The following is a 25,867-nucleotide window of genomic DNA, read 5'->3' as shown; positions in this document are numbered from 1 at the left end:
CAGCTCTCCCCTCAGCCTCGGGTGAGCTTCTTGTAGGTGGCACGGTGCGGACGGGTGGCGTCCGGGCCGAGCCGCTCGATCTTGTTCTTCTCGTACGACTCGAAGTTGCCCTCGAACCAGAACCACTTCGACTCACCCTCGTAGGCGAGGATGTGCGTGGCCACCCGGTCCAGGAACCAGCGGTCGTGGGAGACGACCACGGCCGCACCGGGGAACTCCAGCAGCGCGTTCTCGAGCGAGCCGAGGGTCTCGACGTCGAGGTCGTTGGTGGGCTCGTCGAGGAGCAGCAGGTTGCCGCCCTGCTTGAGGGTCAGCGCGAGGTTCAGGCGGTTGCGCTCACCACCGGAGAGCACACCGGCCGGCTTCTGCTGGTCCGGCCCCTTGAAGCCGAAGGCGCTGACGTAGGCGCGGGACGGCATCTCGACGTTGCCGACGTTGATGTAGTCCAGCTCGTCCGACACGACCGCCCAGAGGGTCTTCTTGGGGTCGATGTTGGCGCGGCCCTGGTCGACGTAGGAGATCTTGACGGTCTCGCCGACCTTGATCTCGCCGGAGTCCGGCTTCTCCAGGCCCTGGATCATCTTGAAGAGCGTGGTCTTGCCGGCGCCGTTCGGGCCGATGATGCCGACGATGCCGTTGCGCGGCAGCGTGAAGGACAGGTCGTCGATGAGGACCTTGTCACCGAACGCCTTGGAGAGGTTGTTGACCTCGACCACGATCGAGCCCAGACGCGGGCCCGGCGGGATCTGGATCTCCTCGAAGTCCAGCTTGCGCATCTTGTCGGCCTCGGCCGCCATCTCCTCGTAGCGGGCGAGGCGGGCCTTGGACTTGGCCTGGCGGCCCTTGGCGTTGGAGCGGACCCACTCCAGCTCTTCCTTGAGGCGCTTGGCGCGCTTCTCGTCCTTCTTGCCCTCGACCTTGAGGCGCTCGGCCTTCTTCTCCAGGTAGGTGGAGTAGTTGCCCTCGTAGGGGTGCGCGCGGCCGCGGTCGAGCTCGAGGATCCACTCGGCGACGTTGTCGAGGAAGTAGCGGTCGTGGGTGACGGCCACGACGGCGCCCTTGTACTGGGCCAGGTGCTGCTCCAGCCAGTTCACGGACTCGGCGTCGAGGTGGTTGGTGGGCTCGTCGAGGAGCAGCAGGTCGGGGGCCTCCAGCAGCAGCTTGCAGAGGGCCACGCGGCGCTTCTCACCACCGGAGAGGTTGGTGACGGGCCAGTCGCCGGGCGGGCAGCCCAGGGCGTCCATGGCCTGCTCCAGCTGGGCGTCGAGGTCCCACGCGTTGGCGTGGTCCAGGTCGTCCTGGAGCTTGCCCATCTCCTCCATGAGCTCGTCGGTGTAGTTCGTCGCCATTTCCTCGGCGATCGCGTTGAACCGGTTGAGCTTCTGCTTGATCGGGCCGACGCCGTCCTCGACGTTCTCCAGGACCGTCTTGGACTCGTCGAGCTTCGGCTCCTGCATGAGGATGCCGACGGTGTAGCCGGGCGAGAGGAAGGCGTCGCCGTTGGACGGCTGCTCGATGCCCGCCATGATCTTCAGAACGGTGGACTTACCGGCACCGTTCGGACCCACCACACCGATCTTCGCGCCGGGCAGGAAGTTCAGGAAGACGTCGTCAAGGATCACCTTGTCGCCGTGTGCCTTGCGCGTCTTGCGCATGGTGTAGATGAACTCAGCCAAGAGAAACCGTCCGGCAGATCGATGGTGGGCAGATACACCCCATCTTGCCGTACGTCCATACCCGCGGGCGAATGGGTAGGTCAGAGCCCCTGAGCTGGGGTGGGCCCGCGGGCGGGTCCGGTCGGCCCGCGGGCGGGTCCGGTCAGGCGGTGTCCCGGCGCGCGGGCGCCTTGCGCGTGTTCACGCCGACGGCGACGAGCGCCAGCCCCACGGCGAGGATGCCGAGGTAGGCGGCGGACGGAAGGTCGACGATCTTGGGCACCCACCCCCACTCCGCGCCGAAGAAGGTCCGCGAGGCGAAGGTGACGGCTCCCTGGGCCCCTACGACGTAGCCGATGCTCTCGATGGTGTATCCGATGGTTGTCCTCACGGATCAACCCTCTCGCGGCGCCGCCGCGCAATCGTCCTCCACAGGACCGAGAACGCCGTAGGCCGAAGGATGCAGTGCGGTCGGTCGCCCGCCGGGAACACCGGTGTACCGGCCGTCCGGTGCGGCGGACGACCGGTACGGCGGTCAGAGGGGTCGGTAGACCGTGAGGGCTCCCGGGAGGGTGTCGAGGACCAGCTCGCCCGGCGCCTTGGCGTATTCGCCGTCGTAGGCGAGCGGGGTGCCCTTCGGGACGGCCGCGACCCGCAGGCTGCGCAGGTGGGTGGCCGCGTGGACCGGGGAGCGGCTCAGCGGGCCCGCGAACGCGGCGGCCAGCAGCCGGGGGCCGGGCCGCCCGCCGCCGTAGACGACCCGCAGGTCCAGCAGGCCCTCGCCGACGCTGTCGCGGCGGCCGGGGGTGGGTCCGGTGCCGTGGTAGGTGCCGTTGCCGGCGAAGAGCAGCCAGACGCTGCGGGGCCGCCCGGCCAGGCTCAGCCGTACGGGCCGCTCGGCGCGCAGGACCTTCCAGGCCGCCAGCAGCGCGGCCGGGCCGCCGCCGATGCGGGGGCCCCAGCGCAGCCGGTGGCGCAGCAGCTCCGGGTAGGCGCCGATGCTGAAGTTGTTCAGGAAGTAGCCGGGCTCGCCGTCCGGGCCGGGGCCCGGGGAGAAGCGGCCCACGCCGATGCGCACGGCCTCCCCGTGTTCCAGGGCCTCGCAGGTGCTCTCGGGTCCGAGGAGACCGAGGTCGAGGGAGAAGTGGTTGAGGGTGCCGCCGGGGAAGACGGCCAGGGGCATCCCGGCCCGCAGGGCGGCGGTGGCGGCCGCGTTTACGGTGCCGTCGCCGCCGCACACCCCGAGGACGGTGGCGCGCGAGGCGGCGTCCGCCAGCGCGGGCAGCAGCTCGGCGCCCTCGCACTCGACCACTTCGGCCTTGGGGAGGCGGGCGCGCAGGACGTCGCGCACGGCCGCGGCCGTGCCCGACCCGGTGTTGACCACCACCGTCAGCCCGGCCCCGTCGGGCAGCGCGGGCACCCCGACGGCCCTCGGCTCGTCGCCCGGTACGGCCCGGGCCTCCTTCACGTCCCGCGCGAGCCGGCGTACGACGAACGCGGCGGCGACGCCCAGTGCCGCGCCCGCGACCACGTCGGAGGGGTAGTGCACACCGGTGTAGACGCGGGAGAAGGCCACCGACGCGGCGACCGGCGCGAGGGCGGCGCCCAGGGCGGGGGCTTCCAGCGCCAGGCCGGCGGTGAAGGCGAAGGCGGACGCCGAGTGCCCGGACGGGAAGGAGGTCGTCTGCGGCTGCACGGCCAGCTGCCGCGCCACGGGCACGCCCTCCAGCAGGGGCCGGGGGCGGCGTACGGACCACTTGCCGATGGTGTTGATGGTCGAGGAGGCCAGCGCGAGCGAGGCCGCCCCGCGCAGGGCCGCCTTGCGCGCCCCGGCCGATCCGAAGACGGCGATGGCCGCGGCGGCCCCTCCCCACAGCACGCCGTGGTTGGCGGCCCGCCCCAGGCGCGGCAGCACCCGGTCGGCGCCGGGCCAGTGCCTGCGGGCCACGGCGTCGAAGAGCCGGCGGTCCCACCGCGCGAAGGCGCCGGTCCAGGTCAGTTCTTGATCAACCATTTCCTGCCTCTACCCCGGATCCCGTGCCGGAACCGGCCCGATGCTCCATGCCGGCCCCCTCCTTCTCTTCCCACCGCTCGTCCCACCGCTCCATCTGCCGCTTCTCGTGCCGCTCCTGCTGCCGCTTGCTCCTACTGCTCCTCATCGAGCGGGCGCTTGCGCAGCAGGAGGACGACCAGGCCGCCCAGTACGACCAGGCCCACCGCGAGGGAGGCGATGACGGGCGTGGCGGCCGAGCTGCCGCTGGTCGCCAGCCGTTCCTCGTCCGGTGAGGTCGTGGCGAGCGCCGCGGACTGCGCACCCAGGGCGACCGCCGCCGAGCCGGATTCCGCGTCCGCGACCGGGGTCGCACCGGCCTCGGGCGGCGCGGACGGCTGCCAGGCGGCCCGCGCCGTGGCGGCGGCCGCGGACTCGCTGGAGCCGGCCACGATCTGCGCCTGGGCGGGAACGCCACTGGTGAAGACGCGGCCGACCGGCACTCTGGTCGCCCCCTGGACGGTGACCGACGCCGTCCCGTCGGGGGTGCCCGGGGGCACCTCGAAGTAGATCCGGCTCCCGTTGACGGCCGTGGTCAGCGGCTGCCCGTCGGCGTCCACCACGCGCACCCCCATGGCGACGGCCGCCGCGTCCGGGACGACCGACACACTGCGCGCCCCGGTGCGCACGGTCACCGGGCCGAGCCGGGTACCCACCGGCCCCGAGACGTCGCCGGGGTCGAGCCCCAGCGAGGCGGGCGGTTCCGCCATCTGTCCCGCCGCCCGCTGGAGGTAGTCGGCGAGCTTCTCCGCGGACGGGTCCGCCGCCTCGACCCGCACGCCGTCCGCGAGCCGCCAGATCGCCACCTGGGTCCCGGCCGCCGCGCTCTCCGCGGTGAGCGACACGGCCCCGGCCGCCTTGGCCAGCCCGGCCAGGTCGTTCAGCTGCGGGTAGGAGTGCTCCAGCACCCAGCGGATCCGGCCTGCCTGCCCGTTGCCCGCCAGCGGGCTGCCGCTCCAGCCGCTCTCCGTGTACCGGGCCTGCGGCTGGGCGTTGCCCGCCACCCCGACCCCGTACGTCTGGAGCATCCCGCCACCGTCGACCCGCATCTCGTACAGCCCGGCGGGGATGTGCCGCACCGAACCGTCGCCGCCGTGGAGGACCGCCTGGCCGAAGGTCTTCAGCCCGTCCAGCACGGCGCTCGCGCCCTCCGGGGCCCGGGGCACCACAGGGCCGGAGTCGGCGGCGGCCCGGGCGCCGGGCGCGGCGGCGAGGGCCGCGGCCAGCAGGGCGGCCGCGAGCGGGCGGCGCGCGGAGCCCCGTACCGTCGCGGCGGGTTCGAGCGGGGCCGGAGCGGATGACGCAACGGCGGGTACGGGAGCAGCGGGAACAGGAGCGGGAGCAGCAGGGACAGGAGCAGCAGCAGGAGCGGAGGATGCGGGAACGGCAATCGACACAGTCTTCCCCTTCGGGCCAAAGACCCAGGTGCCCGTGAGTACCGGGGAATCCTAACCGCCTCGAACACTCAACCCACCGCTGCCTTTTGAGTGTCCATCAGCTGATGATCGGTTCTCACCACTCGCCTGAAGGCCGCCGTGCCGCGGTTCAGGTCATGGCCGATTGCGGTCGCGTCGATCTCCGCGCCGAACCGCCGGTTGCCCTCCCCGTCGGGCGGGTCGTCCCGCACGCGCAGCCGCCCGTGCACCACCAGCGGTTCGCCCACGGATACGGAACCGGCGAGGTTCACCGCGAGGGTGCGCCGCGCCCACACGGTGTAGAAGCTGGTGGTCCCGTCCGTCCAGGCGTCCTTGCGCCGGTCGAAGTACCGGGGCGTCACCGCGAAACGGAACCGCGCCGACGGACCGTTCACCGTCTCCTTGTAGTCGACCTGCGTGGCCACATGTCCCACCAGCGTCACCTGGGTGTCGTACATCCCGGCCGCCCTCCCCCGTCGTACCGGCCCGCACGGACCATCCGTACGGGCTAGGACCCATGCTGCGTCCGGCGGCCGGTCCCCCGCTGCGGCGTGTGGACTACTGGCGGGTTGTGGACAACCGGCTCCCCCCTGCGGCGACCGTCGCGTACTGCTCCCGCACCTCCCGGTAGCGCAGCAGCTCCGCCGCCACCGGTTCCAGCACCCGGGCCCGTCCGCACCCGGCCGCCGCCTGCCGCAGCCTGCGCTCCGCGTCCTGCCCGTACCGCCGCGCGGGGCCCCGGGCCGCGATGGAGCAGGCCCATTCCACGAGGGGCCCGCCGATGATGCCCGCCACCATCAGCAGCACCGGCGGCATCAGCTTCGGCTCCAGGACCCCGACGATCTGCCCGACGAGCCACAGTCCGCCGAAGATCTGCAGCAGCGTCATGGCCGCCTGCGCCAGCACCGCCACCGGCCACCACGCGGGCCGCGGCGGCTTGGCGTTCGGCGCCGCGGCGGCGGGCCCGAGGGTCAGCGCGATCTCGTCCAGGGCCTCCGGCAGCCGGTCGGCGCCGCGCACCGCCGTCTCCCGGACGGCCTGCGCCCACGGCTCGGGCAGGCCCGCGACCGCCTCGTCGGCGACGGCCCGTACGGCCTGCTCCACCCGCTGACGCGCGGTCACCTCCTCCTCGGCCGGCGCCGGGGCGACCGTCTGGCCCCGGCCGCCGATCGCCGCCAGCGCGGCCAGGCCCGCCAGCGTGCGCGGCGCGCGCCGGTTCTCGTACCAGCGCCACAGCCGCAGCCACGGGGTCCCGCACGCCTTGCCCGCGTTGCGCCGCCAGGCCCGCTCGGCCGCGAGTCCGGCCGCGCAGGCCCCGACCGCCTCGGCGAGCCGGTCCTCGAACTCGGCGCGCACCGCCTCCCCGATCTCGGGTCCGGGATGCCCGTCGGCGACGTAGAGCGGCCGCAGCCGGACGGCCGCGCGGTCCACGTCCGCCGAGATCCGCCGGGTCGCGGCGCCCTTCTCCTGGGTGAACTGCCCGAGGAGTTCGCGCAGCTCCCCGACGCCCTCGCCGGTCAGCGCGGACAGCCCGAGGACGGTGGCGCCGGGCTCGCCGTGCTCGCCGAGCGCGATGCCGTCCTCGTCGAGCAGCCGGCGCAGGTCGTCCAGGACGAGGTCGGCGGCCTCGCCGGGCAGCCGGTCCACCTGGTTGAGCACGACGAAGGTCACCTCGGCGTGTCCGGCCAGCGGCCGCAGGTACCGCTCGTGCAGCACGGCGTCGGCGTACTTCTCCGGGTCCACGACCCACACCACGGCGTCGACGAGGGCCAGTACGCGGTCCACGTGCTCGCGGTGCACGCCGAGCGCCGAGTCCAGGTCCGGGAGGTCCACGAGGACCATCCCCCGCAGGGTCTCGGCCTCGGAGGTCTCGCGGGGCCGGCGCCTCAGCCGCCCGGGGATCTCCAGCCGGTCCAGCAGCCCGGCGGCCCCGTCCGACCAGCTGCACGCGATGGGTGCGGCGGTGGTCGGGCGGCGCAGTCCGGTCTCGGAGATCTGCACCCCGGCGAGTGAATTGAAGAGCGTGGACTTGCCGCTTCCGGTGGCCCCGGCGATCGCGACGACCGTGTGCTGGGGTGAGAGCCCGCGGCGTGCGGCGGCCTCGTCCAGTACCCGACCGGCCTCGGCGAGGGTCTTGCCGTCGAGCCGGGTCCGGGAGAGCCCGACCAGCTGGCGCAGCGCGTCGAGGCGCTGGCGCAGGGCCTGCGCCTCGGGGCTGAGCGGGGGCGCCGACGACTTGCCTCCGTCGCTGCCGGCGCCGGAGACGGTGCCGGACACGGCCCGTACGAGCGCTTCGTCGCCCTCGTCGCCCGCGTCGGCGGCGTCCCCCTCGCCCGCTTCGACGGGGCGGGGACGGGAACGCGCGATGAACCCGTCGTCCCAGCGGTCGTCGGTGCGGTCGGTCAGGGCGGTCACGGCGTCACCTCTCCTTCTGCAGTACGGACAGCGCGGCGATCAGTTCGGCCTGCGGTTCCGGGGTCACTTCGAGTGCTTCCAACGGGGCGAGGCGGCGGTCGCGTTCGCCGCGCAGCACCTCGTCGAGGTGGTCGCCGACCAGCTCCCCGCCCTTGTCGCGCAGCCGCAGTGCGGCCTGGGCGCCGATCCGCTCGGCGAGCTTCTCCCCGGCGGGCCGGGCTCGTTTGCCGCCGAGCAGCGCGGCGGCGAGCAGGGCCGCGACGGCCTCGGCGTCGGGTGCGGGCTGCTTGTCGAGCCGGGCCACCTCCTCCTCGACGAGTTCCTCCAGCACGCGCCGCCAGCGGCGCACGGCCATGCCGATGCGCTCCCCAGCCTCCCGGTCGGGCGTGGGCAGGGTCAGCGCGCCGGAGGCCGGTTCGCGCCGCCAGACCTCGGCGATCCGCTCGTCGGCGGCGGCGACGGCGCACTGCAGGAGGGCGGCGAGGGACTCGGCGAGGGAGTCCAGCAGTTCGTCGGCGCTGGTGTCGAGGGGGTAGCCGCGCCACCGGGTGAGCGCGTCGCCGGCCAGTACGGCGCCGCGGTCGAGGCGGCCCCTGACCCGCTTGCCCTCGCGCCGGTACGCGTCCTCGACGGCCGAGGTCAGCCGTACGGCGGCAGCGTGCTGGGCGGCGACGGCGGAGGCGAGTTCGGGCATCCTGCGCCCCAGGGAGTCCAGCGCGCCGAGTGCGGTGCGCCCGACGGCGTACTGGCGCGCGGCCGGGTCCTGCGCGTGGTGGGCGAGCCAGGCGAACAGCGGGGCGACGGCGCTGGCGGGCAGCAGTCCGCCGCCGCCGGTCGACTCGGGCAGTTCGGGGACGGTGAAGCGCGGTACGTCGCCCAGTCCGGCCTTGGTGAGCAGGGCCCCGTACTGGCGGGAGACCTCGGCGAGCACCTGGTGCGGCACCCGGTCCAGGACGGTGATGAGGGTGGCCTTGTACTGCTTGGCGGTGCGCAGGAGGTGCCAGGGGACGGCGTCGGCGTACCGCGAGGCGGTGGTGACCATCACCCAGACGTCGGCGGCGCAGATGAGTTCGGCGGCGAGTGTCCGGTTGTCGACCACGAGGGAGTCGATGTCGGGGGCGTCGAGGATGGCCAGGCCGCGCGGCAGGCTGGTGACGGTCTCGATCCGCATCTCGCGGGTCTCGTGGCCGCCCTGGGCTCCGGTGTGGCCGCGGCCCGGGCGCCGGGGGGCGGCTCTGGGGGGCGCGTCGTCGTCCTCGTGCGGCACCCAGACCCGCATGAGGTCGGGCAGTACGCGCATCCCGGCGAACCAGTGGTGGTCGTCGGGGTGGCAGACGAGCACCGGTGTGCGGGTGGTCGGGCGCAGCACGCCGGCTTCGCTGACCTGGCGCCCCACGAGGGAGTTGACGAGGGTGGACTTACCGGCCCCGGTGGACCCGCCGACGACGGCGAGCAGGGGCGCCTCGGGCGCCTTCAGGCGCGGTACGAGGTAGTCGTCGAGCTGCGCCAGCAGCTCGGATCTGGTCTGACGGGCCCGTGGGGCGCCGGGCAGGGGCAACGGCAGACGTACGGACGCGACCCGGTCGCGCAGGGCGGACAGGGCATCGAGCAGCTGAGGCCGAACATCCAAGGTCACCACATGCGAAGAATGCCCAATTTAGGACCATTTTTGAAGCTTATACGCCCCCTGCGCGCCGACCGCGACTTCAGTGGGACATTCTGGGCACGACGGACGAGTGGGGCGCAGGCATAACGAGTGCACAACACCCAGGGCGCCGCGGCGCAAAAGCGATGCGAGAATCGCACCTGCCTGCGATTATCGGGACCGCTTCACCGAACCTCCACATCGTGGCACGCGAGTGAAGCAACCGGGACAAGGCAACCGGAGCCCTATCCTTGACCCGGCACGGACCGAAGTCCCACCCCCACCAGGGGCTCCAGGCCCACCAGGGCCACCTTCCGGCCCCCGTAGCTCAGTGGATAGAGCAGGTGCCTTCTAAGCACTTGGCCGCAGGTTCGAGTCCTGCCGGGGGCACACATTCTTCATCACCCGAAGCCCTCCCTCCGCGGAGGGCTTTCGTGCAGGTCGCAGCGGTGGGTGCGGCTTTGCGGGGCGGGTACGGGCGGGGGCGGCGCCGGGGTTCGGGCTTGCTCCGGACGCGCCGAGAGGGTGCTGCGCGGCACCCGTCGCCACGGTCGCGCGGGCCGAACTCGCCCGGACCGGGACACAGATCGACCGAAAATCGCCGTTCGGCGAAGCGTTCACCGGAAGGTGTCGCTCCTCTTCGGTGCGCCCGGGTCCGTCGGCGCCCGGGTCCGCCGGCTTCCCCGACTTGCGGCGAGCACCCGCGTGGGGTTGCGTCGGAAGAGCAGTGCGCGTGCTTTCGTCTCCCCGGGTTGGGGGTGAACCCCCGTGCTCTTCACCGACCGCGCGGACGCCGGAGAGCGGCTCGCCGAAGCCGTCCGCCATCTGGAGGGGGAACGTCCCGTCGTCCTGGGCTTGCCCCGCGGCGGCGTCCCGGTGGCCTTCCCCGTGGCGCGGGCCCTCGGCGCCCCGCTCGACGTGATCATGGTCCGCAAACTCGGCGTCCCGCACCACCGCGAACTCGGCTTCGGCGCGATCGGCGAGGGCGGCGTGCGGGTCATCAGCGAGGACATCGTCAGCAGCAGCCGCGTCACGCCGCAGGACCTGGCGGCCGTCGAGCGCGCCGAGGGGGCGGAGCTCGCCCGGCAGGCCCGCAGGTTCCGCGGCGACCGGCCCCGGGTGCCGCTCGACGGCCGGACGGTGATCGTCGTGGACGACGGGATCGCCACCGGCGCCACGGCCGCCGCCGCGTGCCGGGTCGTACGGGCCCAGGGCGCGGCCCGGGTGGTGCTGGCCGTCCCGGTGGCGGCGCCCGACGCGGTCGCCCGGCTGCGCGGCGAGACCGACGAGGTCGTGTGCCTCTCCGCACCGCGCACCTTCCGGGCCGTCGGCGAGTGGTACCGGAACTTCTCCCAGACCCCCGACGAGGAGGTCGTCACCCTGCTGGCGCGGGCGGCGGCCGGCACCGCGCGCCGGCCGGCGCCCCGGCCCGTCACGGTCGAGGTCGAGGTCGACGCCGGCGGCCTCGCCCTGGCCGGGGACCTGGCCCTGCCCGAGGGGGCCGGGGCCGTCGTGATGTTCGCCCACGGCTCCGGCAGCAGCCGCCGCAGCCCGCGCAACCGGACGGTCGCGGCGGACCTGAACGGGGCGGGGCTGGGCACCCTGCTCTTCGACCTGCTGACGCCCGCCGAGGAGGCCGACCGGGCCAAGGTCTTCGACATCGGGACCCTGGCCGGACGGCTCGCGGACGCCACCGGCTGGATGCGCCGCCGCGCGTCCCTCCCGATCGGCTACTTCGGGGCGAGCACCGGGGCCGCGGCCGCGCTGTGGGCCGCGTCCGCCGCCGACGCCGACATCGGCGCGGTCGTCTCCCGCGGCGGCCGGCCCGACCTCGCCGGGCCCCGGCTGGCCGCCGTACGGGCGCCCACGCTGCTCGTCGTCGGCGGCAGCGACACCACCGTGCTCGACCTCAACCGCGCGGCGCAGCGGGAGCTGCGCTGCGCGAACCGGCTGGAGGTCGTCCCGGGCGCCACGCACCTCTTCGAGGAGCCCGGCGCCCTGGAGCAGGTCTCCGCCCTGGCCCGCGCCTGGTTCGCCCGGCACCTGTGAGGCGGAGGCCCGCGGCGGGCGACGACGTGCCGCGCGGCGCGGGGCGCGCGACCATGGGGAGATGGACCAGGCGTCCGCGCGGGATGTGAGCGCCCCGGCGCGCATCGCCCCGGCCGGTGAGGGCATCGGCCAGGAGGAGTTGGCGCTCGCCGCCCGCAACCACGGGCTCCCGCTGGAAGCCCTGCGCTACGAGGTCACACCGCCCGGGCTGCACTACGTCCTGATCCACTACGACATCCCCGCCGCCGACGCGGACGGCTGGCGGCTGACCGTGGACGGCCGCGTCGGCACGCCGCTCTCGCTGGACCTCGACGCCCTGCGCGCGCTGCCCGCCGTCACCCACCGGGTCACCATGGAGTGCGCGGGCAACGGCCGGGCCCTGCTGTCACCCCGGCCGGTCAGCCAGCCGTGGCTGGTCGAGGCGGTGGGCACCGCCGACTGGACCGGGGTCCCGCTGGGCCTCGTACTGGACCGGGCGGGGGTGCGGCCCGATGCGGTCGAGGCCGTGTTCACCGGGGCCGACCACGGTGTGGAGCGCGGGGTCGAGCAGGACTACCGGCGCAGCCTGCCGCTGCCGTACGCCGCCTCGGACGACTCGGGGGTACTGATCGCCTACGCCATGAACGGCCTGCCCCTGCCGCCGCAGCACGGGTACCCGCTGCGGCTGGTCGTGCCCGGCTGGTACGGCATGGCACACGTCAAATGGCTGCGTGAGATCACCCTCGTCGACGCGCCGTTCACCGGCTTCCAGCAGTCCGTGGCCTACCGCTTCCGGTGGTCCGCCGACGAGCCGGACGATCCGGGCGAGCCGGTCACCCGGATCGCGCCGCGCGCCCTGATGGCCCCGCCGGGCTTCCCCGACTTCATGTCGCGCACCCGCGTCGTGCACCCCGGTCCCGTACGGCTGCGGGGGCGGGCCTGGTCCGGCCGCGGTGGCGTCGCCCGGGTGGAGGTGAGCGCCGACGACGGCCTGACCTGGGCGCGGGCCGAACTGGCGGCCCCGGATCCGCATCCATGGGCCTGGCAGGCCTGGAGCTGCCTGTGGACGGCCGTACCGGGCCGCCACACGCTCACCGTCCGCGCCACGGACGCCGTCGGGCGTACCCAGCCCCTCGAACAGCCGTGGAACCGCGGCGGCTTCGGCAACAACCTGGTCCAGCGGGTCCCGGTGCTCTGTGTCGCGGCTCCTCAGGAAATGCCCAGCAGCCTGACCGCCTGGTAGTACGTCCACGCGGTGCCGTCGCACGAGCGCTTGCGGTTGCCCGAGTAGCGGGCGCACACCCGCTTCAGGTCCGCGTGGAAGGCCTCGTCGAGCCGGGCCTTGGCAGCCGGAAACAGACCCGCCGCACGGTGGTTGCGGTAGCCGAAGTCGTGGCGGGCGCAGGCCGCCGCGAAGGGGAAGCCGAAGGGGTTGTCCGGGGAGGTGGTGCACTGGTCCGTCGACCAGTCGAAGGCGTACGCGGCCCAGGCGGCGCGGTGCTCGCGCGCGTCGGCCCAGGCCGCGTAGCTCGCGGCGCTGGGCTGCGTCCAGCGGCTCAGCACCTGCGGCTTGTCGACCGGGACCTCGGGCGCCGCCCAGGCGGTGGGCGCGAGGGCGAGCACGGCGGTGGCCGTGGCGGTGGCGAGTGCGGGGAGGAGGCGGCGACGGCGCATGGGGGTCCTCGGGGCCGGGCGGACGGTCATCCCGCCAACGGGGCCGGACGCCGCCCGGTTACTGGGCGTCGCCCAGCCCTGACCGGTGACCCTCCCAGGTATGACGCCGTGTGCGACCTTCGGCCAAGGCGCGGTTCGTTCTGAGGAGGGACGCGCGAGGAGGCGTTCCCGGCCGAGACTTGAAGGCATGAACCGCCGCCCGCTCGTCATCGCCGCCGCCACCGTGGGAGTCCTCGCCACCGCCGCCTTCGCCCTGCCCAACCTGCCGCCCAATCCCGTGACGGACACCATCGACCACAAGGTGTTCAAGGAGAAGGGCAAGCGCTTCGCGACCGCCGCCGATGCGCCGACGCGCACGGAAGCACCCTTCGCCCTGCCGTCCTGGATACCCAAGGACGCCACCGACGTCCGCATACGGGTCCGCACCACCGGCCACGACCGGCTCATACGGTTCGACCTCGGCAAGACCCCGCTCGACGGCCCGCAGTGCACGGCGGGCGCCCCGAAGCGGCAGGGGACGCCGGACCTGCACGCCAAGTGGTGGCCTCGGGCCGTGCGGGCCGAAGTGCGGCCCGAGTGCCGGGACTTCCACCAGTACCAGGTCGCGGTGCGCGGCAAGCGGGTCTACGCCTGGACCGACGGCACCCCTTCCCCGCACGCCCAGGGCTAGCGGGCCCGCGGCCCCACGGGCCACTCGCGGCCGGTTCACCCGCGAGCCCTTGCACAAGGTCCAACGGCTGTTCACCGGAGCCGAGTTCCCGTTCCGGGTGTGACGTTTCGCCACCCCGGTACGCCTTCTCACCGGCTCCCCTCCCGTCCCATACTCCCGGAGCACGGCGGCGGCTCCGGCCGGTCGCGGCTGCCGGTACGACGACCACGGGAACGGAAGCGGGACACGATGGGATCTGGGACGGTCGCGGCAGCGACGGCGGGCACCTGGAAGCTCGGGGATCTGGAGGTGAACCGCCTCGGGTTCGGCACGATGAGGCTGACCGGCAACGGGATGGGCGGCAACTCCGACGGCGCCCCGATCGACCGGGGGGTCGCCGTCGGGATCCTGCGGAGCGCGGTCGACCGCGGGGTGAACCACATCGACACCGCCTCGTTCTACTTCTCGCCGCTGCGCTCCGCCAACGAGCTCATCAACCGGGCCCTGGCGCCGTACCCCGACGACCTGGTCATCGTCACGAAGGTCGGACCGGGCCGGGACCCCTCGGGTGCATGGCTGGGGATGGCCGAGCCCGGGCAGCTGCGCGGACAGGTCGAGGAGAATCTGCGTCAGCTCGGCCGGGACCACCTCGATGTCGTCAACCTGCGCCTGAACGGCGTCGTGTCGCTCGCGGAGCACTTCGGCGCGCTGGCCGAACTCCGGCAGGCCGGGCTCATCCGCCACCTGGGCCTGTCCTGCGTCACGCCCGGCCAGCTCGCCGAGGCACAGGCCATCGCACCCGTGGTCTGCGTGCAGAATCCGTACGGTCTGGGAGAGCGGCGTGCCGACGCCAGCGGCCTGATGGACAGCTGCCGTCGGCAGGGCATCGCCTTCGTGCCGTTCTTCGCGATCTCGGGGCACCGGCGCGAGGCTCCCGCGGACGACGCCCACGACGAAGCGCTGCTCGCGGTCGCCCGCGCGCACGGTGCGGAACCCGCGCAGGTCCGGCTGGCCTGGACGCTGCACCGCGGGCCGAACGTCCTGGCCATCCCCGGCACCTCGAACCCCGCTCACCTGGCGCAGAACATCGCCGCCGGCGCGCTGCGGCTGTCGCCCGAGGACATGGAGCTGCTGGAAGCCATTCCCTAGCGGGCGGGGCCTGGAGGACGTCGCCTAGAGGGTCGCGCCCAGGGCCGCGGCGGTGGCCCGGGCGAAGGCTTCCGGGTTGTCCAGCATGATGTTGTGCCCGCAGTCGGGGACGGACACCACCGCGACGCCCGCGGCACGGAGGGCATCGGCGCCCGGGAGCGGGGCGTCCGCCTCGGGCAGCAGGAAGGTGCGCGGGATCTCCAGCCCCAGCAGCACCTCGCGCATGGTGGGGTTGGTGCCCGCGGCGAGGTGGACGGCGCTGCGGTACAGGGCGGTACGGCCGGCCAGCCGCATCGTGGACCACCAGTGCGCGCCCGCCCTGTCGCGGACCTCGGCCCAGCCGCCGGCGAGGAACTCCTCCTCGGTGTAGGCGGCGATCCCGCTGCTGCCGGGGGCGACGGGACGGGGCTGCACGGGATCCAGGTTGGCGTCGACGAGCACCAGCCGGGACACCAGGCGCGGGTGGCGGTCGGCCAGCACGATGGCCACGGCTCCGCCCATGCTGTGGGCGATCAGCTCGGCGCCCTCCGCTCCGGCCTCGTCGAGGGCGGCCGCCAGTGCGTCGGCGTGCTCTTCGAGGGTGTAGCCGAAGTCCTCGGGCCGGTCGCTGTGTCCGTGGCCCAGCAGGTCGACCAGCAGGGAACGCCGGCCCGCCAGCAGCGGGTGCGCGGCGCTCGCCGCGAAGTAGGCGGGCGAGGTGGCCCCCAGGCCGTGCACGTACACCCGGGCCGGGCCCCCGCCCGGAAGCTCCACCCAGCGGATCCGGTCGCCCCCCGGCGTGACCACGGCATTCCTCACGGCGCTCCCCCTCGGCCCTCAAGCCCCCAAGTCCTCCACGACCGGGACAGGTTGGTCGGCGTCGCGTCCGCCCGGCCGGGAGTTTCCGCGCGCCCGCCACGCCGTGCCCGGCTTCGCCCCGCCGCCGGCGCCGCGCGCACTATCGTGACCGCCATGGACATCCGCCGGGCCTTCACACCCGCCGAGCTCTCGGCCGCCGAATCCCTCTTCGACGGGCCCGCCCGCCAGGAATGGTCCGAGCGCTTCCTGACCGCCCCCGGGCACCTGATGCTCATCGCGTACGTCGACGGCGTGCCCGCCGGGATGGTCTCCGGCATCGAGATGGTCCACCCCGACAAGGGCACCGAGATGTGCCTGTACGAGCTCTCCGTGGACGAGGGGTACCGGCGCCGCGGCATCGGCCGCGCCCTGACCCGTGCCCTCGCGGACGAGGCGAGGGAACGCGGCTGCTACGGCATGTGGGTGGGCGTCGACACCGACAACGAGGCCGCGCTGGCCACTTACGACGCCGCCGGCGCCCGCGACGAGGGCGTGTTCGCGATGCGCGGCTGGCCCCTCGCCCGGTAGCCCCGGCGGCGGCGTGTCGTGCGCCCACTCGGCGCACCCTCCGCGCGCCCGCGCCGCCCCTCGCAGAGCATCGGCCGCATGACCGCCACCGCATTCGCCTCACTGATCCCAGCGGCCGCCCTGCTGGCCGCCGCCGTCACGGGCCCCCCGCCGGCTCCCGCCCCCCGCTCCGTGGCGGGCTCCACCGCCCCGTACGTCGTCGTCCTCAAGGACACCGCCTCCCGCGCGCCGGCCCGCGCCCTGGCCGCCGAGGCGGCGGACGCCGGGGACGAGGTCGGGTACGTCTACGAGGCGGCGCTGAACGGCTTCGCCGTCCGCACCACCGCCGCGCGGGCCGCCGCCCTGGCCGCCGACCCCCGGGTGGCCTCCGTGGAACCGGACACGGTCTTCCACATCTCCGGCGCCCGCGGCACCGCCGCCACCACGGGCACCGCCACCACCACGGGCACCACGGACACCGCCACCACCACGGGCACCACGGACACCGACGCCGCCGACACGCCCCAGGCCCGCCCGCAGGCACCCGCCCCCTGGACCCTGGACCGGATCGACCAGCGCGAACTCCCGCTCGACGGCTCGTACACGTACGCCACGAAGGCAGAGGGCGTCACCGTCTACGTCCTCGACACCGGGATCAACACCCGCCACCAGGAGTTCGGCGGCCGCGCCCGGACGGGGCACAACGCGGTGTTCCTGGAGAGTTCCCGCGACTGCAACGGCCACGGCACGCACGTCGCGGGAACGGTGGGCGGCGAGACGTACGGGGTCGCCAAGGGCGTCTCCCTCGTCGCCGTGAAGGTGGCCGACTGCCGCGGCGACGGACGCCTGTCGGCCATGATCAAGGGCCTCGACTGGGTGGTGAAGGACGCCGCCCGCACCCCGGGCACCCCGGCCGTGGCCAACATGAGCATGGGCGGCAGCCGCAGCCGCGCCCTCGACGCCGCCGTCCTGCGGGTCGTCTCCTCGGGCGTCACCTTCGTCGCCGCCGCCGGCAACGAGGGCAGGAACGCCTGCGGCGGATCCCCCGCCTCCGTCCCGCAGGCCCTCACCGTCGGCGCGACCGACGCCGCGGACCGCCGCGCGCCGTTCTCAAGTCACGGCGCCTGCGTCGACCTGTTCGCGCCGGGCGTGGCCGTCACCTCCGCCTGGAAGGACTCCGCCACCGCCACCGCCCGCTCCTCCGGCACCTCGATGGCCGCCCCGCACGTGGCGGGGGCCGCCGCGCTGCTGCTGGCCGGCGGTACGGCGCGCACCCCCGCGCAGGTCTCCGAGGCCCTGGTCCGCGGCGCCGTGCCCGGCCGGATCACCGGGCTGCCGGCCGGCACCCCGAACCTGCTGCTGCACGTCACGGCCGACCAGAACCCACCCGGGCCGACCGCCCCGAATACGGCCGGATAAGACCTGGACCGACGACCGGACCGCCCGACGCAGCCGTCACCCCGACCAGTCGGTATCCGATGGGCCATCAGCCCCTCCCTGATGGCCCATCAATTTCTGTGTGCTTCGCGCGAAAGCAAGTCATTGACTTCTCATCACCGTGACGCGTCAATATCGGCCACCGCACCGGCTCGGCCTCCCCCACACAGCGGGTGGGGGGAGGGTTCGTCATGACGAAGGAGTCGCGACCCAGTGAGTACGAGAACGCATCTCCGCAAGGTGCTGGCAGGGGCCGGGGCCCTGTCGCTGGCCCTGACCGGCGCAGTGGTGGGCCTGGCGGGCTCCGCGCAGGCCGCGACCAAGACCACGACCGTGTTCGAGAACTGCGACGCCCCGGCGCCCCAGCCGGACGGTTCCGGCAACCAGAACTGGACGGTCACGCTGCCCGACGGCGCCAAGGCCGGCGACGTCGTGCCGATCACGATCGACCCGGGTGCGAGCCCCCTGATCCCGTCGTTCTCCGTCACCACGGTGAACACGACCAAGATCACCCTCAAGGTCGGCGCCACCACCCAGGTGGTCACCAGCCCGCCGGAGACCGTCTCGGTCGTCGCCGGGCAGCCGCTCGACCCCAAGGCGTTCTCCGGAACCATCAGGATCCCGGACGGTACGGAGGGCACGACCGTCCAGGTCGCCCTCGACCTGGCGGTGACGGACGCGGACCTCTCCGGTTCGGTCTTCACCACCACCTGTACCCCGGCGCCCCGCCCGAGCGCCTCGCTCGGGTCGGTCGCCGTCGAGGCCCTGCCCAAGGACCCGGTCACCACGAAGCTGACGCCCAACAGCGGCCCGGCGGGCACCGCCGTCGTCGTCAACGGAGCCAACTTCCCGGCCGGCGCCGTCACCTGTTCCGCCCTGCTCGCCGGGGTGGCGACCGGTGACACCGGCACCGGTACGGCGGACGCGTCGGGCGCCACCACCTGCAACATCACGGTCACCAAGAAGGCCGACACGATCAAGATCGACGGTTCGATCACCCCGTACAAGGCCTTCGTCTTCCTGGAGGAGCAGGCCGGTGTGAAGAACCCGGTCGACGTCGAGGTCCTTCCCGGACCGCTGGGCCTGGGCCCGAAGGACGGCCAGCCGGCCGTCAGCTTCGGCTCGGTCACCATCAACGGCAAGGCCCAGTCGGTGGTCGGCGTCTTCAACGCCGCGACCGTCCAGGACTTCCGCGGCGGCTCCCTCGGCTGGGACGTGACGGCGACCCGTACGCCGTTCCTGAACCAGACCACCGGCCACTCCATGGCGAAGGCGCAGATCGGCATCCAGCCGTCCTGCACCGTGACCAACCCGGACAGCCCGAGCACCTGCACCGCGGGCACGCCCGGCGCGATCTCCGACGTCCCGATGAAGGTGGCCTCCCAGGCCGCCGGGGGCGACGAGCTGACCGGTGGTGAGTTCGCCGTCGGCGGCGCCGGGATGATCCAGCTCCCGCCGTTCATGTTCGCCGACACCTACCAGACGGTCGTGACCTTCTCGATCTCCTGACCGGCTCCCGCACGGCCCGCTCCACCAGGGTGGTGCGGCGCTCCGGCGCCGCACCACCCCTTCCCCTTTCCGCGCCGACTGGAGACCGCCCATGCGCCCCCGCCGCAGCACGCCCAGCCGCTCCCGCACCGGCACCCGCACCCGCGAAGGCGCCGGCACCCGCACCCGCGAAGGCACCCGCGCCGGCACCCGCGCCTCCCTGTACGGTCTGCTCCTCGGCCTGCTGCTCCTGGGCGCGGGCCTGCTGCCGGCCGGCCCGGCGGCGGCCGCGGACAACGGCACGTGGGGGGTGTTCCCGACGCCCGCGGCCGGCGCGGCCATGACCGATCGCGCGTACTTCTTCCACCAGGGCGAGGCCGGGAGCACGCTCTCCGACAGCGTGACGGTCCTGAACTCCTCCGACCGGGAGCTGACCTTCCAGGTCTTCGCCACCGACGCCGTGAACACCCCGGCCGGCGGCGCGTTCGCGCTGCTGCCGGTGGAGACGAAGCCGAAGGACGTCGGCACGTGGATCACCCTGGCGCCGGAGGCGGCGGGCACCGTCACCGTGCCCGCCAAGGGCCGCAAGGACATCCCCTTCACCGTGAAGGTCCCGGCGGACGCGACGCCCGGTGACCACGTGGGCGGCATCGTGGCGCTGGGCACCGCCGTGGAGGGCGTGCAGCAGGACGGCAAGGTCCAGGTCGGGGTGAGGCGTTCGGTGGGCGCCCGCCTCTACTTCCGGGTGCCGGGTCCCGTCACGCCCGGGCTGAGCGTGGAGGACGTGCGGGTCGACCGGTCCGCCCCGCTGCTGCCCTGGGTGCAGGACGCCCGCGCCACCGTCCGCTACGCGCTGGTCAACCGGGGCAACGTGGTGGTCGAGCCGAAGGTCTCGGTCTCCGCGGACGGGCTGTTCGGGCGCCGCGTGCTGGACCGGCCGGAACGCGAGCTGAGGCTGACCCTGCTGCCGGGCCGGCGGATCGAGCTGACCGAAGCCTGGCCGGACGCCCCCCAGTCCGACCGGGTGACGGTCAGGATCACCGCGGGGGCCGCCGCCCACCCCGATCTCGTCTCCCGGTCCGAGACCGTTTTCGTCGCCGTGCCGTGGCCCGCCCTGGGACTGCTGCTGGTGCTCGCCGGCGCGGGCATCACCGTGCGGGTGCTGCGCGGGCGCCGTCGCGCCGAGAGCGAACAGGATGAGGCCGTCCCGGACTTGGCTGGAACGCGCTGACCGGCAAAAGTGTCTCCCGGGTGACGGTAATCGGCCATCACCGGGTCAAGGGGGGACACCGTTGAGGGAACCACAGCACGGCGACGCTGCCGGGGGCATCGGACTGCTGACCCGCATCGAACGCGCCCTGGGCACCGGCACCGCCGCCTACCTGCCCGGCGACGGCTGGATCCGCCTCACCCTCCCGCTCGACGACGGCGGCCCGGCCCCCGTCACCGTGGACGTGGTCGCGGACACGGCCCGGGCACCGGAGGGGATCGCGTACCTGCTGCCCGGCGGCGGACTGAACTTCGCGGCGGAGTTCTTCACCCCGGGCACCCCGGGCGGCCGCAACCTCTCCCACACGCTGCGCCGCCGGGGCCTGCTCGTCGTCGGGGTCACCCCGCGCGAGGACGCCGCCGCGGCCGCCGACGTCTCCGCCGCGTGGGGGCTCGAAGCGCACCGCCGGGACCTGGCCCGGGTCGTGGACGCGCTGGACGGCGTCCTGGGGCTGCCGTACGAGTACGTCGGGCACTCGGCCGGGGCCGCCCTGGCGCTGGACGCGGCCTCGCACGACACCTCGCCGCGGCTGCGCCGGGTCGTGGCCCTGGACACGACCGGGCCGTACACCGGCGATCTCGCGCTGCGGGCGGCCGACACCCGGGACGCGTACGCCACCCAGCTCGCGCAGGGCTTCCCCGTCGTCGATCCGGGGCTCACGGCCGTGATCGCCAAGGCGGTGGCCGATCCGGGCGGCGTCTCCCCGGTGCCGTGGCCGCCGGACCCGGGCCGGCGCTTCACCCACGCCGGGCTCGCCCACTTCGCGCTGATCCGCACGGCCGCCCTCCCGGGACCGGCGAACTGGATCTACGCACAGGGGCACAGCGCCGGGACCTACGGCTTCGGCGCGACTCCCGCGGAGGACCGCTTCACGCTGACCCGCACCCCGCTGACGACCTGGCACGCGGCCACCTCGGCCCTCGGCAGCGGGCTCCTGCCGGCGGCGCTGATGCGGGACCTCGCCGCGGTCTGGGCGGGCGACGACGACACGTACCGGATCGCCTGGGACCGCATCACCGCCGAGGTGGTCTGGGTCAACACCGAGCTGGGCCGCGGGGACCACCCGCGCGGCGCGGAGCTGATCCGCGCCGGCGGCAACGAGCGCGTCTCCTTCACCGTGGTCCCGGACTACGGCCACGGCGACGCCGTCTGGTCCGGCACGGCCGCGTCGGACGTCTGGTCGCGCTTCTGACCCACCGGAAACCAGAACCCGCCCCCCGCAGCAGACACTGCGGAGGGCGGGCCGGTCCTGCGGGTCCTGCGGGTCCTGCTGTCCGGGGCGTGCGTCAGTGGTTGCGCGGGAAGCCCAGGTCCACGCCGGCGGGGGCGTCCGAGGGGTCCGGCCAGCGGGTCGTCACGACCTTGCCCCGGGTGTAGAAGTGGATGCCGTCGTTGCCGTAGATGTGGTGGTCGCCGAAGAGCGAGTCCTTCCAGCCGCCGAAGGAGTGGTAGCCCACCGGCACCGGGATCGGGACGTTGACGCCGACCATGCCGGCCTGGATCTCCAGCTGGAAGCGGCGGGCGGCGCCGCCGTCGCGGGTGAAGATCGCGGTGCCGTTGCCGAACGGCGAGGCGTTGATGAGGGCCACGCCCTCCTCGTAGGTCTCGGTGCGCAGGACGCACAGGACCGGGCCGAAGATCTCGTCGCGGTAGGCGTCGGAGTCGGTGCGGACGTTGTCGAGCAGCGACAGGCCGATCCAGTGGCCGTTCTCGTTGCCCTCGACGGTGTAGCCGGTGCCGTCCAGGACCACGTCGGCGCCCTGGGCGGCCGCGCCCTTGACGTACGAGGCGACCTTGTCGCGGTGGGCGGCCGTGATCAGCGGGCCCATCTCGGAGGTCGGGTCGTTGCCGGGACCGATCTTGATCTTCTCGGCGCGCTCGCGGATCTTGTCGACGAGGGTGTCGGCGATGGAGCCGACGGCGACGACGGCGGAGATCGCCATGCAGCGCTCGCCGGCCGAGCCGTAGGCGGCGGAGACCGCCGCGTCGGCGGCCGCGTCCAGGTCGGCGTCGGGCAGGACCAGCATGTGGTTCTTGGCGCCGCCGAGCGCCTGCACGCGCTTGCCGTTGGCGGAGGCGGTGGTGTGGATGTGCCGGGCGATCGGGGTGGAGCCGACGAAGGAGACGGCCGCGATGTCGGGGTGGGCGAGCAGCGCGTCGACGGCCACCTTGTCGCCGTGGACCACGTTGAGCACGCCCGCCGGCAGACCGGCCTCGGTCATCAGCTCGGCCAGCTTGTTGGAGGCCGACGGGTCCTTCTCGCTCGGCTTGAGGACGAAGGTGTTGCCGCAGGCGATGGCCAGCGGGAACATCCACATCGGGACCATCGCCGGGAAGTTGAAGGGCGTGATGCCCGCGACGACGCCCAGCGGCTGGCGGATGGCGGACACGTCGACCCGGTTGGACACCGACGTCGACAGCTCGCCCTTGAGCTGCGTGGTGATCCCGCAGGCCAGCTCGACGATCTCCAGACCGCGGGCGACCTCGCCCAGCGCGTCCGAGTGGACCTTGCCGTGCTCGGCGGTGATCAGCTCGGCGACGGCGTCGCGGTTGGCGTCGAGCAGCGCCCGGTAGGCGAAGAGCACCTTGGTGCGGGCGGCCAGCGAGGACTGGCCCCAGGACAGGAAGGCCTCCTTGGCGACCTGTACCGCGGCGTCGACCTCCTCGGCCGAGGCGAGCGCGACCTGCGTGGTGACCTCGCCGGTGGCCGGGTCGGTGACCGGGCCGTAGTTGCCCGACGCGCCCTCGACGGTCTTGCCACCGATCCAGTGGTTGACGGTCTTCATGCCTATTGCTCCTTCACAGATGGCGACGTCGCTGCGCGGCTTGCCGGTCGTACTCGTCACGGGCTCCGGCCGCAGCCTTGCGGGTCGCGGTCTCGGCCACAGGAACATCCCACCACGCCTGTGCCGGGGGTGGGCCCGACACAGTGTCGGGCGTTCGGGTCTGTACGTAGACACATGTGGGACGCGTCGCCGAGCGGGCCTCGGCGAGGGCTTCCCGCAGGTCACGCACGGTGCGGGCGCGGATCACGGCCATTCCGAGGGAGGCCGCGTTGGCCGCGAGGTCCACCGGAAGGGGGTCCCCGGTGTACGCGCCGTCGGGCGCCCGGAAGCGGTAGGCGGTGCCGAAGCCCTCGGCGCCGACCGCCCCCGAGAGGCCGCCGATGGAGGCGTAGCCGTGGTTGTCCAGGACGAGCAGCCTGATCGGGACGCCCTCCTGGACGGCGGTGACGATCTCGGTCGGGTTCATCAGGTAGGTCCCGTCGCCGACCAGTGCCCACACGGGCCGGCCGGGCGCGGCGAGCGCCACCCCGATCGCGGCGGGGATCTCGTAGCCCATGCAGGAGTAGCCGTACTCCAGGTGGTACTGGTCCGCCGACCGGGCCCGCCACAGCTTGTGCAGGTCCCCGGGGAGCGAGCCGGCCGCGTTGACCAGGATGTCGGAGCCGTCGACGAGGGCGTCGAGGAGCCCGAGCACCTGGGCCTGGGTGGGCGGGAGCTCCTCGTCGGCCGTGGTCACGGCGTAGGCGGCGTCGACGCGGGCCTCCCAGCGGGCGGCCTCCTGCCGGTACGCCGTCTCGTACGCGGTGTCGACGCGGTGGCCGGCCAGCGCCTCCCGAAGCCCGTCGAGGGCCTCGCGGGCGTCGGCGACCAGCGGGCGGGCGGCGAGCTTGTGGGCGTCGTACGGGTCCAGGTTGAGGCCGACGAACCGGACCCCGGGGTCCTGGAAGAGGGTCGCCGAGGCGGTGGTGAAGTCGCTGAGCCGGGTCCCGGCGGCGAGGACCAGGTCGGCCTCCCGGGCGAGGGCGGCGGCGGTGGCCGTGCCGGTGTGGCCGATCCCGCCGACGTCGGCGGGGTGGCCGTGCGGGAGCACGCCCTTGCCCGCCTGCGTGACGGCGACCGGGATCCCGGTCGCCTCGGCGAGGGCGGCGAGGGAGGCCTGGGCCGCGCTGTGCCGGATCCCGCCGCCGGCCACGATCAGGGGGCGCGCGGAGCCCCGTACGGCGTCCGCGGCGGCGGCGAGCTCGACGCGGTCGGGCCGCGGGCGGCGCACCCCCCAGACCCGCTCGGCGAAGAGCTCCTCGGGCCAGTCGTACGCCTCCGCCTGCACGTCCTGCGGCAGCGCGAGGGTGACGGCGCCGGTCTGCACCGGGTCGGTGAGGACGCGCACGGCCTGGAGGGCGGCCGGGATCAGCGCCTCGGGCCGGGTGACCCGGTCGAAGTGGCGGGAGACGGGCCGCAGGGCGTCGTTGACGGAGACGTCCCCGGCGTACGGGACCTCCAGCTGCTGCAGGACGGGGTCGGCGGGCCGGGTCGCGAAGGTGTCGCCGGGCAGCAGGAGCACCGGGATCCGGTTGATGGTGGCGAGGGCGGCGCCGGTGACGAGGTTGGTGGCGCCGGGGCCGATGGAGGTGGTGACGGCGTGGGTGGAGAGCCGGCCGCTCTGGCGGGCGTAGCCGACGGCGGCGTGCACCATGGCCTGCTCGTTGCGGCCCTGGAGGAAGGGCATGGCCTGCGGCCCGGACTCCAGCAGGGCCTGGCCGATGCCGGCCACGTTGCCGTGCCCGAAGATCCCCCAGGTGGCGGCGATCAGGCGGTGGCGGCGGCCGTCGCGCTCGGTGTACTGGGCGGCGAGGAAGCGTACGAGCGCCTGGGCGACGGTGAGCCTCATCGGGGGTCCTCCGCTCCTGCTCGGGGGAAGGGCAGCCGCGGGTCGACGTCCTGGCCCGCCCAGGTCCCGCGGATCCAGCCGTGGTCGGGGTGGTCGCGGATCAGCCACTCCCGCGGCCCGGCGCCGGCCGGTCCGGCCATCACGTTCAGGTAGTACATGTCGTGCCCGGGGGCGGCGATGGACGGCCCGTGCCAGCCGTCCGGGATCAGCACGGCGTCGCCGGTCCGCACCTCGGCCAGGATGTCGGTCTTCCCGGCCGGGGAGGGCGTGACGCGCTGGTAGCCGAGGCCGGGGACGTCCCCGTGGGGGGCGATCTCGAACCAGTAGATCTCCTCCAGGCGGGACTCCTCGCCGGGGAGGTGCTCGTCGTGCTTGTGCGGCGGGTACGAGGACCAGTTCCCTCCGGGGGTGAGGACCTCGACGGCGATCAGCCGGTCGCAGTCGAAGCCGTCGGGGCCCGCGGCGGCGAAGTTGTTGACCTGCCGCGAGCACTGGCCGGCGCCCCGCAGCTCGACGGCCACGCGCTCGGCCGGGCCGTACCGTGCGGGCAGCCTCGTCGTGCACCGGGCTCCGGCGAGCGCGAACCGGCCGCCTGCGGCGCTGCGGATCTCGGTGTGCGCGTCCCGGGGCACGTAGGCGAAGTCGGTCGGCCCGCCGAAGACCCCGCTGCGCCCCCGCAGTTCGAAGACGTGCGGCTCCGCCGCGGGGGCGCCGCCCCCGAACCCCCGCGCCTCAAACGCCGGCGGGGCTGATTTTGCCTGCGGTCCGCTCTCGGCGAGACCGGCTTCAATGCCGTCCGGCGACACATCAAGCCCCGCCGGCGTTTGAGGCGCGGGTCCGGGCAGAGCCCGGCAATGGACCTCGCACCCGCCCGACAGCGGGAGCACGATCCATTCGCAGTCCCCCGACGCGAACGCATACGCCTCCCCCGGCTCGAGGGCCAGCACCCGCAGCCGGGTCCACTCCATCTCCCA

21 protein-coding genes and 1 tRNA gene are annotated in these 25,867 nt (G+C 74.1%); 10 read left to right on the top strand and 12 right to left on the bottom strand.

The window, feature by feature from the left end:
• Positions 1 to 11: 11 nt before the first annotated feature.
• From ettA to AB0O53_RS21540, 7 genes are all read right to left on the bottom strand, one after another.
• Positions 12 to 1,676 (bottom strand): energy-dependent translational throttle protein EttA, encoded by a 1,665-nt coding sequence (gene ettA / locus AB0O53_RS21570; RefSeq protein WP_078906349.1) that lies wholly within the window; start codon positions 1,674 to 1,676, stop codon positions 12 to 14.
• A gap of 142 nt (positions 1,677 to 1,818) precedes the next feature.
• Positions 1,819 to 2,046: a hypothetical protein gene (locus AB0O53_RS21565; RefSeq protein ID WP_350995288.1), complete on the bottom strand. Its 228-nt coding sequence runs from the start codon at positions 2,044 to 2,046 to the stop codon at positions 1,819 to 1,821.
• 144 nt (positions 2,047 to 2,190) lie between these two features.
• The gene (locus AB0O53_RS21560) at positions 2,191 to 3,669 is read right to left on the bottom strand and encodes a bifunctional phosphatase PAP2/diacylglycerol kinase family protein (protein WP_350995286.1); all 1,479 of its coding nucleotides are present in this window, start codon (positions 3,667 to 3,669) and stop codon (positions 2,191 to 2,193) included.
• A gap of 131 nt (positions 3,670 to 3,800) precedes the next feature.
• Positions 3,801 to 5,102, bottom strand: a complete 1,302-nt coding sequence (locus AB0O53_RS21555; RefSeq protein ID WP_350995284.1) for a thioester domain-containing protein — start codon at positions 5,100 to 5,102, stop codon at positions 3,801 to 3,803.
• Between the two features lie 68 nt (positions 5,103 to 5,170).
• The gene (locus AB0O53_RS21550) at positions 5,171 to 5,578 is read right to left on the bottom strand and encodes a single-stranded DNA-binding protein (protein WP_350995282.1); all 408 of its coding nucleotides are present in this window, start codon (positions 5,576 to 5,578) and stop codon (positions 5,171 to 5,173) included.
• 100 nt (positions 5,579 to 5,678) lie between these two features.
• Entirely contained in the window at positions 5,679 to 7,535 is a 1,857-nt protein-coding gene (locus tag AB0O53_RS21545) for a GTPase (protein WP_350995280.1), read from the bottom strand.
• Positions 7,536 to 7,539: 4 nt separating this feature from the next.
• A complete protein-coding gene (locus tag AB0O53_RS21540) occupies positions 7,540 to 9,165 on the bottom strand; it encodes a dynamin family protein (RefSeq protein ID WP_365197508.1) in 1,626 nt (541 codons plus the stop codon).
• Between the two features lie 332 nt (positions 9,166 to 9,497).
• On the opposite strand from AB0O53_RS21540, the gene AB0O53_RS21535 reads away from it, so the two are divergent.
• From AB0O53_RS21535 to AB0O53_RS21525, 3 genes are all read left to right on the top strand, one after another.
• Positions 9,498 to 9,570, top strand: a tRNA-Arg gene (locus AB0O53_RS21535).
• A gap of 378 nt (positions 9,571 to 9,948) precedes the next feature.
• Positions 9,949 to 11,229, top strand: coding sequence for a phosphoribosyltransferase family protein (locus AB0O53_RS21530; protein WP_365197506.1), 1,281 nt, complete (start codon positions 9,949 to 9,951; stop codon positions 11,227 to 11,229).
• Between the two features lie 61 nt (positions 11,230 to 11,290).
• A complete protein-coding gene (locus AB0O53_RS21525) occupies positions 11,291 to 12,451 on the top strand; it encodes a sulfite oxidase (RefSeq protein WP_365197503.1) in 1,161 nt (386 codons plus the stop codon).
• Here the strand turns inward: AB0O53_RS21525 and AB0O53_RS21520 are convergent.
• Positions 12,418 to 12,882, bottom strand: a complete 465-nt coding sequence (locus tag AB0O53_RS21520) for a phospholipase (RefSeq protein WP_365197500.1) — start codon at positions 12,880 to 12,882, stop codon at positions 12,418 to 12,420. The genes AB0O53_RS21525 and AB0O53_RS21520 overlap by 34 nt on opposite strands.
• 187 nt (positions 12,883 to 13,069) lie before the next feature.
• Here AB0O53_RS21520 and AB0O53_RS21515 point away from each other — a divergent pair, with 187 nt between their 5' ends.
• A complete protein-coding gene (locus tag AB0O53_RS21515) occupies positions 13,070 to 13,552 on the top strand; it encodes a hypothetical protein (RefSeq protein WP_350995270.1) in 483 nt (160 codons plus the stop codon).
• Positions 13,553 to 13,780: 228 nt separating this feature from the next.
• Positions 13,781 to 14,680 carry an oxidoreductase gene (locus tag AB0O53_RS21510; RefSeq protein ID WP_365197497.1) on the top strand — a complete coding sequence of 300 codons (900 nt, stop codon included), beginning with the start codon at positions 13,781 to 13,783 and terminating at the stop codon, positions 14,678 to 14,680.
• Positions 14,681 to 14,704: 24 nt separating this feature from the next.
• Here AB0O53_RS21510 and AB0O53_RS21505 read toward each other — a convergent pair whose 3' ends face one another.
• A complete protein-coding gene (locus tag AB0O53_RS21505) occupies positions 14,705 to 15,478 on the bottom strand; it encodes an alpha/beta fold hydrolase (RefSeq protein ID WP_365197494.1) in 774 nt (257 codons plus the stop codon).
• 153 nt (positions 15,479 to 15,631) lie between these two features.
• Between AB0O53_RS21505 and AB0O53_RS21500 the strand changes: the two genes are divergently transcribed.
• The 5 genes from AB0O53_RS21500 to AB0O53_RS21480 all read left to right on the top strand — a co-directional run bounded on the left by AB0O53_RS21500 (position 15,632) and on the right by AB0O53_RS21480 (position 21,411).
• A complete protein-coding gene (locus AB0O53_RS21500; protein WP_350995264.1) occupies positions 15,632 to 16,045 on the top strand; it encodes a GNAT family N-acetyltransferase in 414 nt (137 codons plus the stop codon).
• 78 nt (positions 16,046 to 16,123) lie between these two features.
• Positions 16,124 to 17,443, top strand: a complete 1,320-nt coding sequence (locus tag AB0O53_RS21495; protein WP_365197491.1) for a S8 family peptidase — start codon at positions 16,124 to 16,126, stop codon at positions 17,441 to 17,443.
• 231 nt (positions 17,444 to 17,674) lie between these two features.
• Positions 17,675 to 18,970 carry a hypothetical protein gene (locus tag AB0O53_RS21490; RefSeq protein WP_365197488.1) on the top strand — a complete coding sequence of 432 codons (1,296 nt, stop codon included), beginning with the start codon at positions 17,675 to 17,677 and terminating at the stop codon, positions 18,968 to 18,970.
• Positions 18,971 to 19,061: 91 nt separating this feature from the next.
• The gene (locus tag AB0O53_RS21485; RefSeq protein ID WP_365197486.1) at positions 19,062 to 20,180 is read left to right on the top strand and encodes a WxL protein peptidoglycan domain-containing protein; all 1,119 of its coding nucleotides are present in this window, start codon (positions 19,062 to 19,064) and stop codon (positions 20,178 to 20,180) included.
• Between the two features lie 61 nt (positions 20,181 to 20,241).
• Positions 20,242 to 21,411, top strand: coding sequence for a hypothetical protein (locus tag AB0O53_RS21480; protein ID WP_365197483.1), 1,170 nt, complete (start codon positions 20,242 to 20,244; stop codon positions 21,409 to 21,411).
• Between the two features lie 94 nt (positions 21,412 to 21,505).
• Here the strand turns inward: AB0O53_RS21480 and AB0O53_RS21475 are convergent, their stop codons facing one another.
• The 3 genes from AB0O53_RS21475 to iolB are packed head-to-tail and all read right to left on the bottom strand — an operon-like array spanning position 21,506 to position 25,861.
• The gene (locus tag AB0O53_RS21475) at positions 21,506 to 23,005 is read right to left on the bottom strand and encodes a CoA-acylating methylmalonate-semialdehyde dehydrogenase (protein ID WP_365197481.1); all 1,500 of its coding nucleotides are present in this window, start codon (positions 23,003 to 23,005) and stop codon (positions 21,506 to 21,508) included.
• Between the two features lie 13 nt (positions 23,006 to 23,018).
• Positions 23,019 to 24,893 (bottom strand): 3D-(3,5/4)-trihydroxycyclohexane-1,2-dione acylhydrolase (decyclizing), encoded by a 1,875-nt coding sequence (gene iolD / locus AB0O53_RS21470; RefSeq protein WP_365197478.1) that lies wholly within the window; start codon positions 24,891 to 24,893, stop codon positions 23,019 to 23,021.
• The gene (iolB, locus tag AB0O53_RS21465; RefSeq protein ID WP_350995423.1) at positions 24,890 to 25,861 is read right to left on the bottom strand and encodes a 5-deoxy-glucuronate isomerase; all 972 of its coding nucleotides are present in this window, start codon (positions 25,859 to 25,861) and stop codon (positions 24,890 to 24,892) included. Before iolB ends, iolD begins: the two co-directional genes overlap by 4 nt.
• Positions 25,862 to 25,867 lie beyond the last annotated feature (6 nt).

Source organism: Streptomyces erythrochromogenes, from assembly GCF_040684695.1.
GTDB lineage: Bacteria > Actinomycetota > Actinomycetes > Streptomycetales > Streptomycetaceae > Streptomyces > Streptomyces erythrochromogenes_C.
Note: the sequence above shows the minus strand (reverse complement) of the source record. Positions and strands in the feature narration are given on the sequence as shown.

Bases quoted from the DNA above. Each gene is read 5' to 3' on its own strand.
- AB0O53_RS21560 (WP_350995286.1), bottom strand. From the start codon at position 3,669: ATGGTTGATCAAGAACTGACCTGGACCGGCGCCTTCGCGCGGTGGGAC.
- AB0O53_RS21550 (WP_350995282.1), bottom strand. From the start codon at position 5,578: ATGTACGACACCCAGGTGACGCTGGTGGGACATGTGGCCACGCAGGTC.
- AB0O53_RS21525 (WP_365197503.1), top strand. From the start codon at position 11,291: ATGGACCAGGCGTCCGCGCGGGATGTGAGCGCCCCGGCGCGCATCGCC.
- AB0O53_RS21520 (WP_365197500.1), bottom strand. From the start codon at position 12,882: ATGCGCCGTCGCCGCCTCCTCCCCGCACTCGCCACCGCCACGGCCACC.
- AB0O53_RS21515 (WP_350995270.1), top strand. From the start codon at position 13,070: ATGAACCGCCGCCCGCTCGTCATCGCCGCCGCCACCGTGGGAGTCCTC.
- AB0O53_RS21510 (WP_365197497.1), top strand. From the start codon at position 13,781: ATGGGATCTGGGACGGTCGCGGCAGCGACGGCGGGCACCTGGAAGCTC.
- AB0O53_RS21500 (WP_350995264.1), top strand. From the start codon at position 15,632: ATGGACATCCGCCGGGCCTTCACACCCGCCGAGCTCTCGGCCGCCGAA.
- AB0O53_RS21495 (WP_365197491.1), top strand. From the start codon at position 16,124: ATGACCGCCACCGCATTCGCCTCACTGATCCCAGCGGCCGCCCTGCTG.
- AB0O53_RS21485 (WP_365197486.1), top strand. From the start codon at position 19,062: ATGCGCCCCCGCCGCAGCACGCCCAGCCGCTCCCGCACCGGCACCCGC.
- AB0O53_RS21475 (WP_365197481.1), bottom strand. From the start codon at position 23,005: ATGAAGACCGTCAACCACTGGATCGGTGGCAAGACCGTCGAGGGCGCG.
- iolD (WP_365197478.1), bottom strand. From the start codon at position 24,893: ATGAGGCTCACCGTCGCCCAGGCGCTCGTACGCTTCCTCGCCGCCCAG.
- iolB (WP_350995423.1), bottom strand. From the start codon at position 25,861: ATGGAGTGGACCCGGCTGCGGGTGCTGGCCCTCGAGCCGGGGGAGGCG.